This window comes from Nonomuraea sp. NPDC001636 (genome assembly GCF_040298265.1).
Taxonomy (GTDB): Bacteria; Actinomycetota; Actinomycetes; order Streptosporangiales; family Streptosporangiaceae; genus Nonomuraea.
Map to the genome: position 1 here is coordinate 1 of NZ_JBEOZT010000005.1, position 15,410 is coordinate 15,410.

Below are 15,410 nucleotides of genomic sequence, written 5' to 3' on the forward strand. Positions count from 1 at the left end.
TTTCAGCCGTTCAAGTCTCTGTCAAATTGACCGGACTTGCTCGACCTGCTGGAATTAAGTCGCGCCCCGCTTCCGGGACAACCCCTCTAACTTACCAGCTCATTCAGACCGCTCTGAACCGTCTTGAATGAACCAGAAGGAAGTGGGATTTGCCGGGCTTCTGTTGAGGCTCTTGCGAGCCCCTCGGCCGCCCTGCGCGAAGCAACTCTAGCAGTCATCCGCACGTACTTCGCGCCACACAGGTAATCGCAGAGTCCTTCCCTCGCCACAAGATCGTCAAACCTTGGTCATCGCCGCCCGTACGACACCCGAAGTCAAGCGGTCAGCAAGTCATCCGCAATCGTCCCTCGGTACGAAGGTAGCCACGAGCAGACTGCGCTCTCGGAGGTGCCCGCCATGACCCGCTCGGAGTTCGACGACATCCGTGCCTTCCTCGCCGACCCGGCGACCCATGCGGGAGACCTCCTGCGCATCGCCCGGACGCTGATCGACGACCTCGAACAGGCACGGGTGCGCGAGGCCGTCCTGCGTACCCATTACCTGCGGCTGCTCACGGCGGCGCGGACGACCGTGGCCGCGGACATGGTCGGCGCGCCCGACCCGCTCGCCTTCCTCACCCGCGAGCTGGCCGAGCGCGACCAGCTGCCCGAGGACGAGGACGCCGTGCAGCAGATCCTGTCCGACGCCCGTACGGCTGAGGCACTGCTCGCCTGCATGCAGGAGGAGCAGCCGCAGCAACCGCCGCCGGTCGTGCGAGTGCGCGGGATGCGCCTGCGGCGGTGCGTCGGTGCCCACCGGACGCTCCCCCGTTGAGCCGGCCGGCCCAGCCGCGGATCGCTCAGGGCTGATCCGCCAGGGGCTCAGGCTTGGACCGGATGAGGACTGTGGCCATACCCGGTCTTGGCCACCCGGCTGTAAGACTGCGCGTATGTGGCAACGTGGGCTGAACTGGTCGGCAATCATCCTGGTCGGGATATTTGGTCTGATGTGGATCGGTGTTGTGATCTATGCGGATCAGACGTCTTCCCTGTGGGTGCGTGCCGCTCAGGTGCTCTTCGGGGCGTTGCTGCTCGGGTGGGCCGTGCTCAAGGCGGTCGTCCTGGTCAGGAATCAGGAGGGCTGAAACCGGTATCCCATTCCGGGCTCGGTCAGCAGGTGCACGGGGTGGGCCGGGTCGCGTTCGAGCTTGCGGCGCAGTTGGGCCATGTACTGGCGCAGGTAGTGCGTCTCCTTCAGGTAGCCGACGCCCCACACCTCCGTCAGCAGCTGCCGCTGGCTGATCAGTTTGCCGGGATTGCGAAGCAGGATCTCCAGGAAGTGCCACTCCGTCGGGGTCAGCCGTACGCCGCCTGAGATCGTCTTGCCTGCGAGGTCGATCACGTGATCGCCCAGCCGCACCGTCGCGGGTTCCTCTTCGTGCTGGTTCGTGCGGCGGGTCACCGCGCGGATGCGGGCCAGCAGCTCGTCGATGCCGAACGGCTTGGTGACGTAGTCGTCGGCTCCGGCGTCGAGGGCGTCCACCTTGTCCGTGCTGTCGGTACGTCCCGACAGCACGATGATCGGAACCTTCGTCCAGCCGCGTAGCCCCTGGATCACCTCGACGCCGTCGAGATCGGGCAGGCCGAGGTCGAGGACGACCAGGTCGGGGTGCCAGTCGGCGGCCTGGCGCAGCGCCGATGCGCCGTCGGGGGCGACCGCGACCTCGTAGTGCCTGGCCGCCAGGTTGATGCGCAGAGCACGCAGGATCTGGGGCTCATCGTCGACGACGAGCACGCGGGTCACAGGGCCCTCCTCAGTGAGACCGTCATGGTGAGCCCTCCTCCGGGGGTGTCCTCAAGGAGCAGCGTGCCGCCCATCGCCTCGGTGAGGCCGCGGGAGAGTGCGAGGCCGAGGCCCACACCGGTGTGGTTGTCGCGGTCGCCGAGTCGTTGGAAGGGCATGAACACCCTTTCATGCGCTTCCGTGGGGATTCCTGGCCCCCTGTCGATGACGCGCAGTTCGACCCGTTCGCCGTGCCAGCTCGCGGTGACGAGCACGGGCTCGGCTTCGGGGCTGTAGCGGACGGCGTTGGCCATCAGGTTCACCAGGACACGTTCGAGCAGCGCCGGGTCGGCCTGGAACTCCGGCAGGTCGGCCGGAACGTCACTTCTGACCCGGTCGCGCAGCGGGCCGAGGTCGTCGATGGCGCGCGGCAGCACGTCCTCGACGGCGACGGGCCGCAAGGTGACGCCGAGGACCCCGGCCTGAAGGCGGCTCATGTCAAGCAGGTTCGACACGAGACGGTTCAGTTTGACCAGGGACTCATCGGCGGTGGCCAGCAGTTCGGCGCGGTCGTCGTCGGACCAGATGATGTCGGTGTTGCGCAGGCTCTCCACGGAGGCCATGGCCGAGGCGAGGGGGGTGCGCAGGTCGTGGCCGACGGCGGCGAGCAGCGCGGTGCGCATGCGGTCGGCCTCGGCCAGCGGCTCGGCGCGCTCGGCCGCCTCGCGCAGGCGTTCCTGGCGCAGGGCGACGGCGGCCTCGGCGGCGAACGCCTCCAGGACGCGGCGGTCGCTGGCGTCGAGCAGCCGGCCGCGGGTGGCGAGCACCAGCCGGTCGTCGATGGTGACCACGTCGCTCCCGCCGTCCGGTCCGGCGTGGTTCGGGGTGGTGGCGGGCGGGGTGGTGATCGGGGGGCCGCCGGACGTGGCGACGATGCGCCAGTCACCTGACGGATCGTCCCTTTCGAGCAGGGTCACCGCGGTCAGCCCGAACGTCTCGCGCAACCGTCCGAGCAGCGAGGCAACCGCGGACTCGCCGCGCAGCACGTGTCCGGCCAGTGTGGAGAGGACCTCGGCGTCCGCCCTGGACCGGGCCGCTTCCCTGCTGCGCCGGGCGGCCAGGTCCACGACCGTGCTCACCATGGCTGCGACCAGGACGAAGATGGCCAGCGAGAGCACGTTCTCCGGCTCGGCGATGGTCAGGGTGTGCACCGGTGGCGTGAAGAACCAGTTGAGCAGCCCGAACGCGAGCACCGCCGCCGTGAGCGCCGGCCACATCCCGCCCACCAGCGCGACGCCGACGACCAGCAGCAGGAAGAGCAGGATCTCGCTGGGCAGGCTCAGGTCGAGCGGCGCGATCACGGCGGTGAGCGCCGGCATGGCGGCCAGGGTCAGCGCCCATCCGGCCGACTTGCGCCGACGCGTCAGCGCTCCCCCGGGCTGCGGCCGGCCGGAGCCTCCGCTGACGGCCTCGTGCGGGACCATGTGCACGTCGATCGAGCCGGCCAGCGCAGCCGTCGTCATGCCCACGCCGCGGGTGAGCAGTTGTGCGAGCCGTCCCCGCCGGGAGGCGCCGAGGACGAGTTGCGAGGCGTTCACGCCGTCGGCGAACGCGATCAGCGCGCGCGGGATGTCGTCGCCCACGACCTGGTGGTAGGTGCCGCCGAGGTCCTCGACGAGTTTGCGCTGGCGTGCCAGGTTGGCCGGGTCGCTCGCGGTGGACAGGGCGTCGGCCCGGGTGACGTGCACGGCGAGCAGGTCGGCGCCCTTGGTCCTGGCCGCGATGCGGGCGGCGCGGCGGACGAGGGTGTCGCCCTCGGGGCCGCCGGTGAGGGCGACGACGACGCGTTCGCGGGCCTCCCAGGTGCCCGCGATGTCGTGGTCGGCCCGGTACGCGATGAGCTGCCGGTCGACCCGGTCCGCCACCCAGAGCAGGGCGAGCTCCCGCAGAGCGGACAGATTGCCGACGCGGAAGTAGTTGGCGAGGGCGGCGTCGACGCGTTCCGGCGGATAGACGTTGCCGTGGGCGAGGCGGCGGCGCAGGGCCTCGGGTGACATGTCGACGAGTTCGAGCCGGTCGGCCCGCCGGACGAGGTCGTCGGGGACGGTCTCGCGCTGCGGCAGGCCGGTGATCTGCTCGGCCACGTCGCGCAGGGACTCCAGGTGCTGGATGTTGAGCGTGGAGACGACGTCGATGCCGGCGTCCAGGATGTCCTGGACGTCCTGCCAGCGTTTGGCGTGCCGGGAGCCGGGCGCGTTGGTGTGGGCGAGCTCGTCGACCAGCACGGCCGTGGGGCGGCGGGCGATGACCGCGTCGGCGTCGAGCTCGGTGAACGTGGCGCCGCGATGGACGACGGTGCGGCCGGGCACGGTCTCCAGCCCGTCGAGCAGGCGGGCGACCTGGTCGCGGCCGTGGGTCTCGACATGGCCCACGACCACGTCACGTCCGCGCTCCTTGGCCCGTCGCGCCTCGCTGAGCATGGCGTACGTCTTGCCGACGCCGGGCGCCGCGCCCAGGTAGACCCGCAGCCGCCCGCGCGACGTGCTTCCCATTTCTCCAGGTTACGGCTGGTATGGCGGAGCGACTCCCCAACCCCAGTGCGGAACCGGCGCCTTCGGGGGCGGAGTCGCGCCGGGCTGGGAGTTGTGCACGGCCAGCCGGGTGCCCCATTCGATGTAGCCGGCGAACGCGGCCCTGAACTCGGGGTCGTCGGGCAGGCCGACCTCGTCGGCGGCGTCCATGAGGAGGTTCACCCAGCGGCGGCGCTGCGGTTCGGTGATGGCCCGGCCCAGGTGGTGGGCGAGCATGTGGGGATATCCGCCGCGTTCGTGGGTGTACCGGTCGGGGCCGCCGAAGACCTCGCTGAGCCACATGGCGACGTATCTGGGATGGTCGGGGTCCATGTGGGCGAACAGCGGCCCGATGAGGTCGTCCTTGAGGACGGTCCGGTAGAACGCCACGGTCAGCCGTTCGAACGCCTCGGTCCCGCCCGCCCACTCGTAGATCGTCGGGACGTCTTTTTCCGTCATGTAATCATGTAATCAGCACGTGAGCCATTGAACAAGACCCGGCATGACAGGGCCCGGAAACGACGAAGTCCCCGGTCGCCGTGTGGCGACCGGGGACTTCGGATTGGTAGCGGGGACAGGATTTGAACCTGCGACCTCTGGGTTATGAGCCCAGCGAGCTACCGAACTGCTCCACCCCGCGTCGGTGTGTTGTTATCAACTATACCGCCCTTCTGGACTCCTCCGACCCGGCCGGGCTTGTCCGGGCGCGTCGGCGACGTGACCATGGTCCTCATGCTGCTCGAACCCCTGCCACCACGGCGCCGGCTTCCCTGGCGGCGGATCCTCCTCCTGGCGTCGCCCGTCGCACTGACCCTGCTGGTCATGGTGCCCATATGGGCCGATGACCTGCGCTTGGCGGACATGAAGGATCGGCTTCTGGCTCATCCGCTGCCACCCGAGACCTCGTTCGGCGCCGCCGGCGCCCAGGGGTCGGTGGGCGTGCAGGAGGGCAACGGCGACCACTGTGACTTCCTGGTCAGGTTCTCGCTGCTCACCAGGCTCTCCGAGGCCGAGCTCACGAGCTACTACGACCGGATCGACGGCAGGGTGTACTTCCAGGACGGTGATCCCGCGTCCGCGGTGGTCGAGGTCCTGGAGACCGACGATGCCGGATGGGACCTGCGGTGCCGCTGAAAAGCAACGAGGCCCTGGCCGTCGGCCAGGACCTCGAATCTTGGTAGCGGGGGCAGGATTTGAACCTGCGACCTCTGGGTTATGAGCCCAGCGAGCTACCGAACTGCTCCACCCCGCGTCGCTGTCTTGCTTTTCAAGACTATCGGCGAAGTGGGGCGGGCGCAAACCGAATGGGCTAGGTGGTGCCTCCCGCCTGTGTGCCCGAGGGTGTCGGCGTCGGTGTGGACGTGGCCGGCGGCGAGGCGGACGGCGTCGCCGACGGGGAGGCGGAGGGAGAGGCCGAGGGCGACGGGGTGGCCGCCGGCTTGGCGTTGGCGCTCTCGATCTGCTTCAGCGCCTCCTCCAGCCGCTTCTGCGCCTTGCCGTACTCGTCCCAGTTCGGGGGGCTGGCCTGGAGGGCCTTCTGGGCGTCCTCGTAGGCCTTCTGGGCGTTGGAGATGGCGGTGTTCATCGCCGACGTGTTCGTCTGGTTGGGCGTGGTCTGCTGGGGCTGGGTGTTCGGCTGTTGCTGCTCGCCGCCGAAGACCTGCTCCAGCGCCTGGTCGAGGGTGTCACCCGAGCCGACCTTGTTGCCGAACGCCACCAGCACTCGCCGCAGGATCGGGTACGGCTCCTGGCCGGTGCCGGCCTTGGTCTGCACGTAGACCGGCTCGATGTAGATCAGGCCGTTCGCGTAGGGCAGGGTCAGCAGGTTGCCGTACCTGACGTTGGCCTGGCCGAGGCCGAGGGGGCCCAGCTCGCCAGAGAACTTGTTCTGGAAGTTGTTCTGGGCCTGGCCGGGGCCGGGGACCGTGGTGTTGGACGGCATGCGCAGGATGCGCAGCTTGCCGTAGTCCTTGCCCACCGTGGAGCCCGCCGCCATGAAGGCCGCCAGGTTGGGGCCCTCCCGCGGGACGAAGGTCGTGGTCAGCGAGAACGACGGCTCGGACTCGTCGGGCATCGTCGCGGTCAGGTAGTACGGCGGCTGCTTGACCGACTGGTTGCCCTGCGAGGGGTCGCTGGGGATGTTCCAGAAGTCCTGGGCGCTGTAGAAGGCCGCCGCGTTGGTGACGTGGTAGCGCGACAGCATGTAGCGCTGCACCTTGAACAGGTCTTCCGGGTAGCGGATGTGCGCCTGGAGGTCGGGGCTCATCTGCGAGGCGGGCTTGATCGTGCCGGGGAAGGCGTTGGACCACGTCTTCAGCACCGGGTCGTTGCCGTCCCAGGCGTAGAGCGTGACCGTGCCGTCGTAGGCGTCGACCGTGGCCTTGACCGAGTTGCGGATGTAGTTGATCTCGTCCTGCGGCTGCTGGGCGACCACGCGGCGGTCGGTGGCCAGGTCGCGGGTCATGTCGCCGAGGCTCTCGCTCTGCGAGTACGGGTACGCGTTGGACGTGGTGTACCCGTCGATGATCCAGGTGATCCGGCCGTCGACGATCGCCGGGTAGGCGTTGCCGTCGAGGGTCAGGAACGGCGCGACCTTCTCCACCCGCTCCCGCGGGTTGCGCACGTAGAGGATCTTGGAGTTGTCGTTGATGTCGCCCGACAGCAGGATGTTCATCTCGCCGTACTTGGCGGCGTAGACCAGCCGGTTGAGGGCCGAGCCGATCGGCACGCCGCCCTTGCCGGTGTAGGTGGTGTTCTGCTGGCCCGTCTGGCCGCCGGAGACCGGGTAGTCGAGCTCCTGCGGGGTCTTGGGGTTGCCGCCGGCGATGACGTACTCGGTGGAGCCGGGGTTCTCGCCGAAGTAGACGCGCGACTCCTTGAGCCCGGTCGAGGCCGCGAGGTCGCCGGTGACCGGCATGTCCTTGCTGTCGTAGGCGGGCAGGCCGCCCGCGTCGACCTCGTTGCCGGGCGCGGCGACGAAGCCGTAGCCGTGGGTGTAGACCAGCGCGCGGTTGATCCAGTTGTTCTGGGGCGCGGGCGGGCCGAGCAGCTCGCGGACGCCGACCACGTGGTCGACCAGCTTGCCGTCCTTGCCGGGGTAGCGGTCGACGTCGAGCTGGTCGGGGAAGCCGTAGAAGCCGCGGATGCGCTGGGTCTGCTCGAACGTGGACGACACCAGCGCCGGGTCGAGCAGTCGTACACCCGTCACCGACTCGTCGCCGCCGGCGCTGACCTTGGTCGGGTCGGCCTGGGCGTTGTAGTCGATCACTTCGGCGTTCTGCACGTCGTAGGCTGATCTGGTGGCTTGGATGTTCCGGTCGATGTAGAGGGCTTCCTTGCCCTGCTGGTTGGGCTTGACCTGGAACTGCTCGACCAGCGCCGGGTAGACGCCGCCGATCAGGATGGCCGAGAGCACGAGCAGCCCGAACGAGACGCCGGGCAGCATGCCGCCGGGGCGCACGACGCCGGCGAAGAACAGCACGGCGCAGATCAGCGCGATGATCGCGAGGATGTTCTTGGCCGGGAGCACCGCGTTGACGTCGGTGTAGGACGCGCCGTGCACGTAGCCGCGGTCGGAGAACACCAGACCGAACCGGTCGATGTAGTAGGCGATGGCCTTGAGCAGGACGAACACGCCGAGCAGCACGGAAAGGTGGATCCGCGCGGCCCTGGAGGCGTGCACGCCCGGCGACTGCAACCGGAAACCGCCGTAGAGGTAGTGGGTGATCGTGGCCAGGACGATCGAGATGATCACGGCGGTGAACAGGAAGTTCAGCACCATCCTGATGAACGGGTAGTCGAACATGAAGAACGAGATGTCCATGCCGAACAGCTCGTCCTTCTTGTCGAAGGAGGCTCCGTTCACGAACTGCAGCCACGTCTTCCACTGCCCCGCGAACGAGGAGCCGGAGAAGAGCGCGAGCAGGCCCATGCCGACGATGAAGATCAGCTTGCGGTGGGGGTCGAGCGCCATGCGATAGCGGTCGGCCCCACTGCCGCCGCCGAACACGGCGGGACCGAACATCGGCCGGGTGCGGAAGGCCAGCAGCATGTTGCCGCCCGTGATGCCGACCATGAGCACCGCTCCGACGAGGAACAGCACGATCTCGGTCAGCAGCACCCCGGAGAAGACCGACGTGTAGTTGGTCGTGTCAAACCACAGGTAGTCGGTATAAATCCCAGAAAAGAGAAAAAACAGGGCCACGATCGCGACCAGCGCGATGGCCACAGGCAGAAGCAGCCGCGGCCGGCGTGGCAAGCGCATCGCCCTGCCGGCCCCTGGGGTCCGGAAGCTCAAGGCCAACCCCTCGTCGTGATGAAGAAACGGTCCGTGTCTGGCAACTTACACCGCAGCGCCAGCCGTACGGCTAACGCACGGCGCTCGCCGGAAGTTTCATCCGGCCTCACAAGCGGGCACATTGCCCTTTCCGGTGCGCAGCGCGTCGAGCGCGAGCACCGCGTCGTGCAACGTGTCGGCCTTGACCAGCCGCAAGCCGTCGGGCACGGCCTTCATGGCCTCCGCACAGTTGTCGGCGGGGGTGAGGAAGATGGTCGCGCCGGAGTCGCGGGCCCCCACCATCTTCTGGGCGATGCCGCCGATGGGCCCGACCTGGCCCTCGGTGTCGATGGTGCCGGTGCCGGCGATGCGCTTGCCGCCGGTGATCTCGCCGGGGGTCAGCTTGTCGAGTATGCCGAGCGAGAACATCAGCCCGGCGCTCGGCCCGCCGACGTCGCCCACGTTGATCTCGACGTCGAAGGGGAACTTGAACTTCTCCTGCATGAGCACGCCGACGAGGGGCTTGCCGTCTTTGCTGGCGATCGGCTGCAGCGACACGTCGAGCTTCTGGCCGCCCCTGGTCACGTTGAAGGTCACGGTCTCGCCTGGCTTGTGCGCCTTGACGGTGTCCCCGACGAACTGCGAGTCGGTGGCCGGTTTGCCGTCGACCGCGTTGATCTGGTCGCCCTTCTGCAGCTTGCCGTCGGCGGGCTTGCCCTTCTCGGTGGACAGCACCGTGACGACCCGGTCGTAGTGGATCTTGAGCTCGTTGAGCGCGGCGGCCTTGGCGGAGTCCTGGGAGTTGGTCATCTCGACCGCGTTCTCCTCGTCGACCTTCTTCGCGTCGCGGCCGGGCGGGAAGATCGTCTCCTGCGGGACCACCGCGACGGTCGGGTCGAGCCAGCCGCGCAACGCCGTCAGCAGGTCGATCTGGGCGGCCGGGCCGCCCTGGTAGGCCACCGTGACCAGGCTCAGCGCGCCGCTGGTGGGATAGGTCTGCCGGCCGCTGATCGAGATCACCGGCTTCTTGTCGATCTCGCCGATGGTGTTCTCGGTGGGGCCGGGGCTCAGCACGACGTACGGGACCGGCCGGAACGCGCCCAGGACGCCCAGCGCGAGCACGAAGAACCCCGCGAGCAGCAGGGTGAGGACGCGTCGTGACATGGTGATGAGCTTATTCGCAGGCGCCGACCCACTCGGTCTCGCCATCGGCGAACACCTGGTGTTTCCAGATGGGGACCTCGGCCTTGAGGTCGTCGATGAGCCGGCGCGAGGCCCTGAACGCCTCGTCGCGGTGTGGCGCGGCCACGGCGACGATCACCGCCGTGTCGCCGAGCCCCAGGTCGCCGACCCGGTGGACGGCGGCCATCGCGGTGACGGGGAAGTCGGCCGCGACCTTCTCGGCGACCCGGCGCAGCTCGTCGGGCGCCGAGGGATGGGCGGAGTAGGAGAGCCGGGTCACGGGTTTGCCGTGGTCCTGCTCGCGCACGGTGCCGACGAAGATCGCGGTGCCGCCCGCCGCGTGGTCTCCCACCGCGGCCAGCACCTCGTCAACGGACAACGGGGTGTCACGAATGCCGAGCAACCGGATGACGTCCACGGAAAGAGCCTAACCTCACGTTCCTACTGGCGACGCTTTTTGCGGACCTGCCGGACGATCGCCGCGGTGCCGATGACGGCCACCGTCGCGCCGGCCGCGGTGAGCGTGGCCTCCTTGACCGGCAGCCGCCTGCCGACCACGGTGGTCCGGTTCTCGCGGAGTTCGAGGAGCTGCCGGAAGGCGGCCTCGTTGGTCCACGTGGGCTTCCAGCCGGCCTCGCGCAGCGCCGAGCAGTCGACCACCCACGGGTAGACGACATAGTGCAGGTCGGTGGCGGGGGCCGGGGTGATGCCGAGCCGGTGCAGGCGCTGAGCGGTGCCGAACGTGAGCCCGGCCGGCAGCTCGAACCGCCGGATCCCGGACAGCTCCTCGACCTGCTCCTGCTCCAGCCAGCCGTCGGAGCCCACGGCCACCACACCGGTGACGGCCCCCTTGGCGGCCAGCTCCAGAGCCGAGACGAGGTCGTCGATGTGGCAGAACTGCCAGTTGGGGTTGCAGCCCTTGACCGTGAGCAGCCTCGGCGACTCGAAGTGCCGGGTGATGACCGTGTCGACGCCCGGACCGACGACCGCCGCCGGGCGCAGCACCGTGACGTCCAGGCCCGGGTGGCTGCGCAGCGACCTGCGGACCAGGGACTCGATCTCCAGGTAGTCGCCTACGACGCCGGTGTCGGGCTCGGCGGCCACCGGGGAGTCCTCCGGCAGGGGGACCTCGTTGTCGGGCGCGGCGCCGTACACCATGGCGCTGGTGACCAGGATCACCCGCCGCACGCGGGCGGCGGCGCAGGCGGTGAGCACCGTCTGCGCGGCTCTGAGGTTGTACGCGCGCCGCTCCCCCGGGTCGGAGTCGACGGCGTAGTCACCGGCCAGATGGACCAGGACGTCGATGTCGGAGATCCGGTTCGCCAAGAGCGGATCCCGTACGTCGATCACTCTCCACGTGGCTTCCTGAACGTCGCCGCGCTCCTCGTCGATGGCCACCACTCTGCGGAAATCCGCGGCGGATGCGAGCCTCACGAGCAACTCGCGGCCGATGCCGGAGGCCGCGCCGGTGACGGCGACGACGGGTTGACGCGGGCGTTTCGAGGTAGGCACCAGGTCCTCACTTTGCACTGATCCGCCGTAGGACGACTAACGTGGCGGATGTGGACTCCTCCATCCTGCACGAGGTAGAGCGGTGACTGACCTGCCAGGTCGCGAAAACGACCCTAACGAGAACCCGTTCGCCATGTTCGGCAACCCTGAGCAGATGGCTCAGGCGATGCGCCAGTTCGCCGACATGTTGTCGGCGCCTCAGGGTTCCGGCCCTGTCAACTGGGACATGGCCAAGAACATCGCACGACACGCCGTGGTCGCCCAGGGCGATCCGAGCGTCATGGAAGGCGAGCGCCGCCAGATCGTCGAGGCGCTGAGCCTGGCCGACCTGTGGCTGAACGAGGCGACGACGCTGCCGAGCGGCGTGTCCAACCCGCAGGCCTGGAGCCGGTCGGAGTGGATCGAGAACACCGTCCCGGTCTGGCGCAAGCTTTGCGAGCCCGTTGCCGAACGCATGGTCGAGACCATGGGCGGCGCGCTCGGCGGCTCCGGGCTGCCGCCCGAGGCCCAGCAGATGGCCGGGCCGCTGATGGGCGTGCTCAAGCAGATGGGCGGCATGATGGTCGGTCAGCAGATCGGCCAGGCGCTCGGCTCGCTGGCGCGCGAGGTCATCGGCACGACCGACATCGGCCTGCCGCTGTCCGGCACCGCGGCGCTGCTGCCCGGCGGCATCGCGTCCTTCAGCGAGGGCCTTGAGATCCCCGCCGACGAGATCCGGCTCTATCTGGCGCTGCGCGAGGCCGCGCATCACCGGCTGTTCCAGCACGTCCCGTGGCTGCGCTCGCACCTGCTCGGGGCGGTCGAGGAATACGCCAGGGGCATCACCGTGGACACCTCCGCGCTGGAGGAGCAGATCCGCGGGCTCGACATCAACAACCCCGAGGCGATCCAGGAGGCGCTGAGCGGCGGCGCGCTGCTCAAGCCCGAGGAGACCGAGCGGCAGAAGGCCGCCCTGGCCCGTCTGGAGACGATGCTCGCCCTGGTCGAGGGGTGGGTGGCCACGGTGGTCGACCGGGCCGCCGACGGCAAGCTGCCCTCGGCGGTCGCGCTGGCCGAGACCGTACGCAGGCGCCGGGCGACCGGTGGGCCCGCGGAGCTGACGTTCGGCACGCTGGTCGGGCTGGAGCTGCGGCCCCGGCGGCTGCGCGAGGCCGCGGCGCTGTGGCGCGCGCTGGAGGCCGAGCGCGGCGTCGACGGGCGCGACGCCCTGTGGGGTCACCCCGACCTCATGCCGACGGCCGAGGACCTCGACGACCCCGACGCGTTCGTCCGCGGCGAGGCCGCCTGGGACATCTCCCAGCTGGAGGCCAGGCCCGGCGACGAGAACGGCGAGGACGGCGGCCAGGACGGCGGCCAGGACGGCGGCCGGTGACCCTGCACGACGACGCGGTGGCGGTGCTGTCCTCCTGGACCGCGCCGACGCCCGCGGAGGAGGCGCTGCGCGCCGAGTTCCTCGGCCATCTGCGGACGTACGACGACGCCATGTGGCGCGCGTGCGCACCCGGCCACCTGACGGCCACCACCGCCGTGCTCAGCCACGACGGCGCCCGGGTGCTGCTCACGCTGCATCCGAAGGCCGGGAAGTGGTTGCCCATGGGCGGCCACTGCGAGGACTTGGACGCCACGCTGGAGGCGGTGGCGCTGCGCGAGGCCACCGAGGAGTCGGGAATCTCCGGACTTGAGCTGCTGCCCGGCCCGCTGGCCGTGGACAAGCACGAGGTCTGGTGCCATCCGCCGCGCAGCTGGCACCTCGACGTCGAGTACGCGGCCGTGGCCCCGCCCGGCGCCGAGGCCGTCATGAGCGACGAGTCGCTCGACCTGCGCTGGTTCCCCGTCGACGAGATCCCCGAGCTGTCCGACGAGGCCACGCGCCGGCTGGCCGCACGCGGACGCGCCGCGCTCAGCTCGCGCCCGCGTTCGCTCGGCTAGAGTCCTTCGCATCGTTCCAAGGGGGGCCGCGTGGAGACTTCTGCCGTTGGCGGCACGATCGTGACGCCTGCCCGCAAGCCGCGGAAGTTGCCCGGCAACGTCCTGACCTGGCTGGCCGTGACACCCTTCGCGGCCTGGGCCGTGGCCAGGGTGGCCGGGCTGGAACGAGGCTCGCTGCCCACGCAGCTGATGACGGCCACGCCGTACGCGGCGGCCGGGTCCCTGGTCCCCCTCCTGATCGCCGCGCTCGGGCGCAGGCGGGCCGCGACGGCCGTCGCGCTGCTCACCACGACCGCGCTCGGGTTCAGCGTCCTGCCGCGCGCGCTGGGCACGGCCGAGGCCACGACCGGCAGGCCGTTCAAGGTCATGACCATCAACATGTTGTTCGGCAAGGCCGACCCGCAGGTGATCGTGAACCTGGTGCGCGAGTTCCGGCCCGACGTGCTGAGCACCCAGGAGCTGACCCCCGGCGCCGTGGCCGACATGGACGCGGCCGGCCTGAAGGAGCTCATGCCCCACCGCGTCCTTGAGGACGAATGGGACGCCGGCGGAAGCGGCCTCTACTCCAGGCACCCGCTCCAGCCGCTCGACGACGTGGTGCCCCCGGTGGGGCACAAGATGCCCGCCGCCATGGTGGCGCTGCCCGGCGGGAAGCCGATCGAGTTCGTCGACGTCCACCCCTACCCGCCGCTCGGCCCCAACGTGGTCAACTGGAACGAGGCGCTCTCCAGCCTTCCTTCCGCCGGCGGCGAAACCGTGCGGATCCTCGCCGGCGACTTCAACGCCTCGCTCGACCACGCCTCGCTGCGCAGGCTGCTGGCCCGGGGGTACAAGGACGCGGCCGACCAGGTCGGCGCGGGGCTGATCCCCACGTGGCCGGCCAACAAGCGGGTGCCGCCGATCATCACCATCGACCACGTGCTGGTGGACGAGCGGGTGGGCGTCAGGGAGGTCAGCGTGCGCGACGTTCCGGGTACCGACCACCGGGCCGTGCTGGCCGAGCTCACGGTGCCCTGACGCGGGGTCAGCGGCCGGCGATCAGGGCGCGGGTGTTGTCCCAGCCTTCGAGACCCGGGTCGAGGCGTCCGACGTCGTCGAGCGTGCGCAGGCGGTGCCATCCGGAGATGGTGGCGACCCTGCGCGGGCCCGGGGCCTGAGCCCGGAGGGCGGCGACGACGTCGGGGTCGTCGAGGTCGGGGTCGGCCCAGGTCGGCAGCGGCAGCGAGCAGGCCAGCGCCACCGCGCCGCCGTCCGCCGCGGGGCAGATCGTGATCTCGGCCCGGCCCAGTTCCCTGAACAGCTTGCCGACCAGCAGCGAGGGCAGGTCGGGCGCGTCAGCGCTGATCACCGCGGCCTGGTCGCCGGACAGGCGGCCGAGGACGGCTCGCAGCGGCTCGTCCTCGCCGATGGTGATGATCTCCGTGCCGGGCCAGACGATGTCGTCGAGGCCGGGGACGGCCGTGATCAGGACCGGGGTGACGAACTCCAGGCCGGCGACCATCTCGTAGGTGTCCTCGGCCACGGCCGCCAGGAACTGCCGTGGATCGACGCCGGGGGGCGCCGCTTCGGCCATGCGGCCGCGTACCAGGACGGCGACGATGCGCGTCAACACTCCTCCGGTGCCGTGTGGGCCGCCGCGGAGAATCCTTCGAGGAACCCGCGCGCCCGCTCCGCCTTCGGATACTGTTCTACCAGCGCCCAGAACCCCGGGCCATGGCTCGGCACGATCAGGTGCGCGAGCTCGTGGATGATGACGTAGTTGATGACCCACTCGGGCAGGCCCTTGAGCCGGGTCGAGATCCTTATGGTGCCGTTCTCCGGGGTGCAGGAGCCCCAGCGATGCTGCTGGTTGTCGACCCATCGAACGCTCACGGGGTCGGGCCGGCCGTCGAGGTACTTCACCGACAGCTCCCTCGCCCGTTCGAGCAGGGCCTCGTCGGTCGGCCTTCGTCGTTCTTCCTTGGCGGCCAGCCGGTCGAGCATCCGGCTCACCCATTCATCCGCGTCTTCGCCGCTCAGCCAGGCGGGCAGGAGCACGATCGTCTTGTCGCCGTCGCGGTAGGCGGAGACCGTACGCCGGCGACGAGAACTGCGACGGACCTCGACTGTCTCGGGGGGCACATAAGCACGTTAGCCGAGACTGGCGAAATTCCACAGAGGGTGGACGTTGTTTTCGCTGG

The 15,410-nt window shown here is 69.7% G+C and carries 15 protein-coding genes and 2 tRNA genes; 6 read left to right on the plus strand and 11 right to left on the minus strand.

The window, feature by feature from the left end; translation table 11 throughout:
* Positions 1 to 396 precede the first annotated feature (396 nt).
* Both ABT158_RS12125 and ABT158_RS12130 read left to right on the plus strand, forming a co-directional pair.
* Entirely contained in the window at positions 397 to 813 is a 417-nt protein-coding gene (locus tag ABT158_RS12125; RefSeq protein ID WP_352352804.1) for a hypothetical protein, read from the plus strand.
* A 187-nt stretch (positions 814 to 1,000) separates the two neighbouring features.
* Complete coding sequence (locus ABT158_RS12130; protein WP_352352805.1) at positions 1,001 to 1,123, plus strand: hypothetical protein; 123 nt, start codon at positions 1,001 to 1,003, stop codon at positions 1,121 to 1,123.
* Here ABT158_RS12130 and ABT158_RS12135 read toward each other — a convergent pair.
* From ABT158_RS12135 to ABT158_RS12150, 4 genes are all read right to left on the minus strand, one after another.
* Positions 1,111 to 1,782, minus strand: coding sequence for a response regulator (locus tag ABT158_RS12135; protein WP_352352806.1), 672 nt, complete (start codon positions 1,780 to 1,782; stop codon positions 1,111 to 1,113). The two genes, ABT158_RS12130 and ABT158_RS12135, sit on opposite strands and share 13 nt — an antisense overlap.
* On the minus strand, positions 1,779 to 4,313 hold the full coding sequence (locus tag ABT158_RS12140; RefSeq protein ID WP_352352807.1) for a sensor histidine kinase: 2,535 nt from the start codon (positions 4,311 to 4,313) through the stop codon (positions 1,779 to 1,781). Before ABT158_RS12140 ends, ABT158_RS12135 begins: the two co-directional genes overlap by 4 nt.
* A 9-nt stretch (positions 4,314 to 4,322) precedes the next feature.
* Entirely contained in the window at positions 4,323 to 4,790 is a 468-nt protein-coding gene (locus ABT158_RS12145; RefSeq protein ID WP_352352808.1) for a group II truncated hemoglobin, read from the minus strand.
* A gap of 104 nt (positions 4,791 to 4,894) precedes the next feature.
* A tRNA-Met gene (locus tag ABT158_RS12150) sits at positions 4,895 to 4,971 on the minus strand.
* 92 nt (positions 4,972 to 5,063) lie between these two features.
* On the opposite strand from ABT158_RS12150, the gene ABT158_RS12155 reads away from it, so the two are divergent.
* Positions 5,064 to 5,465, plus strand: a complete 402-nt coding sequence (locus ABT158_RS12155) for a hypothetical protein (protein WP_352352809.1) — start codon at positions 5,064 to 5,066, stop codon at positions 5,463 to 5,465.
* A 41-nt stretch (positions 5,466 to 5,506) separates the two neighbouring features.
* On the opposite strand, the gene ABT158_RS12160 is transcribed toward ABT158_RS12155, so the two are convergent.
* From ABT158_RS12160 to ABT158_RS12180, 5 genes are all read right to left on the minus strand, one after another.
* Positions 5,507 to 5,583: transfer RNA gene (locus ABT158_RS12160), tRNA-Met, on the minus strand.
* Between the two features lie 57 nt (positions 5,584 to 5,640).
* Positions 5,641 to 8,559 (minus strand): UPF0182 family membrane protein, encoded by a 2,919-nt coding sequence (locus ABT158_RS12165; protein WP_502911514.1) that lies wholly within the window; start codon positions 8,557 to 8,559, stop codon positions 5,641 to 5,643.
* 165 nt (positions 8,560 to 8,724) lie between these two features.
* Positions 8,725 to 9,771 (minus strand): YlbL family protein, encoded by a 1,047-nt coding sequence (locus tag ABT158_RS12170; protein ID WP_352352811.1) that lies wholly within the window; start codon positions 9,769 to 9,771, stop codon positions 8,725 to 8,727.
* Between the two features lie 10 nt (positions 9,772 to 9,781).
* Complete coding sequence (locus ABT158_RS12175; RefSeq protein WP_352352812.1) at positions 9,782 to 10,207, minus strand: molybdenum cofactor biosynthesis protein MoaE; 426 nt, start codon at positions 10,205 to 10,207, stop codon at positions 9,782 to 9,784.
* 23 nt (positions 10,208 to 10,230) lie between these two features.
* Entirely contained in the window at positions 10,231 to 11,304 is a 1,074-nt protein-coding gene (locus ABT158_RS12180; RefSeq protein WP_352353134.1) for an NAD-dependent epimerase/dehydratase family protein, read from the minus strand.
* A gap of 130 nt (positions 11,305 to 11,434) precedes the next feature.
* On the opposite strand from ABT158_RS12180, the gene ABT158_RS12185 reads away from it, so the two are divergent.
* The 3 genes from ABT158_RS12185 to ABT158_RS12195 are packed head-to-tail and all read left to right on the plus strand — an operon-like array spanning position 11,435 to position 14,247.
* Positions 11,435 to 12,673 (plus strand): zinc-dependent metalloprotease, encoded by a 1,239-nt coding sequence (locus ABT158_RS12185; RefSeq protein ID WP_352352813.1) that lies wholly within the window; start codon positions 11,435 to 11,437, stop codon positions 12,671 to 12,673.
* Positions 12,670 to 13,230, plus strand: a complete 561-nt coding sequence (locus tag ABT158_RS12190) for an NUDIX hydrolase (protein ID WP_352352814.1) — start codon at positions 12,670 to 12,672, stop codon at positions 13,228 to 13,230. Before ABT158_RS12185 ends, ABT158_RS12190 begins: the two co-directional genes overlap by 4 nt.
* 30 nt (positions 13,231 to 13,260) lie before the next feature.
* On the plus strand, positions 13,261 to 14,247 hold the full coding sequence (locus ABT158_RS12195) for an endonuclease/exonuclease/phosphatase family protein (protein ID WP_352352815.1): 987 nt from the start codon (positions 13,261 to 13,263) through the stop codon (positions 14,245 to 14,247).
* A 7-nt stretch (positions 14,248 to 14,254) separates the two neighbouring features.
* Here ABT158_RS12195 and ABT158_RS12200 read toward each other — a convergent pair whose 3' ends face one another.
* Complete coding sequence (locus ABT158_RS12200) at positions 14,255 to 14,839, minus strand: DUF2064 domain-containing protein (protein WP_352352816.1); 585 nt, start codon at positions 14,837 to 14,839, stop codon at positions 14,255 to 14,257.
* Positions 14,836 to 15,351, minus strand: coding sequence for a M48 metallopeptidase family protein (locus ABT158_RS12205; protein ID WP_352319320.1), 516 nt, complete (start codon positions 15,349 to 15,351; stop codon positions 14,836 to 14,838). Before ABT158_RS12205 ends, ABT158_RS12200 begins: the two co-directional genes overlap by 4 nt.
* Positions 15,352 to 15,410: the final 59 nt, after the last annotated feature.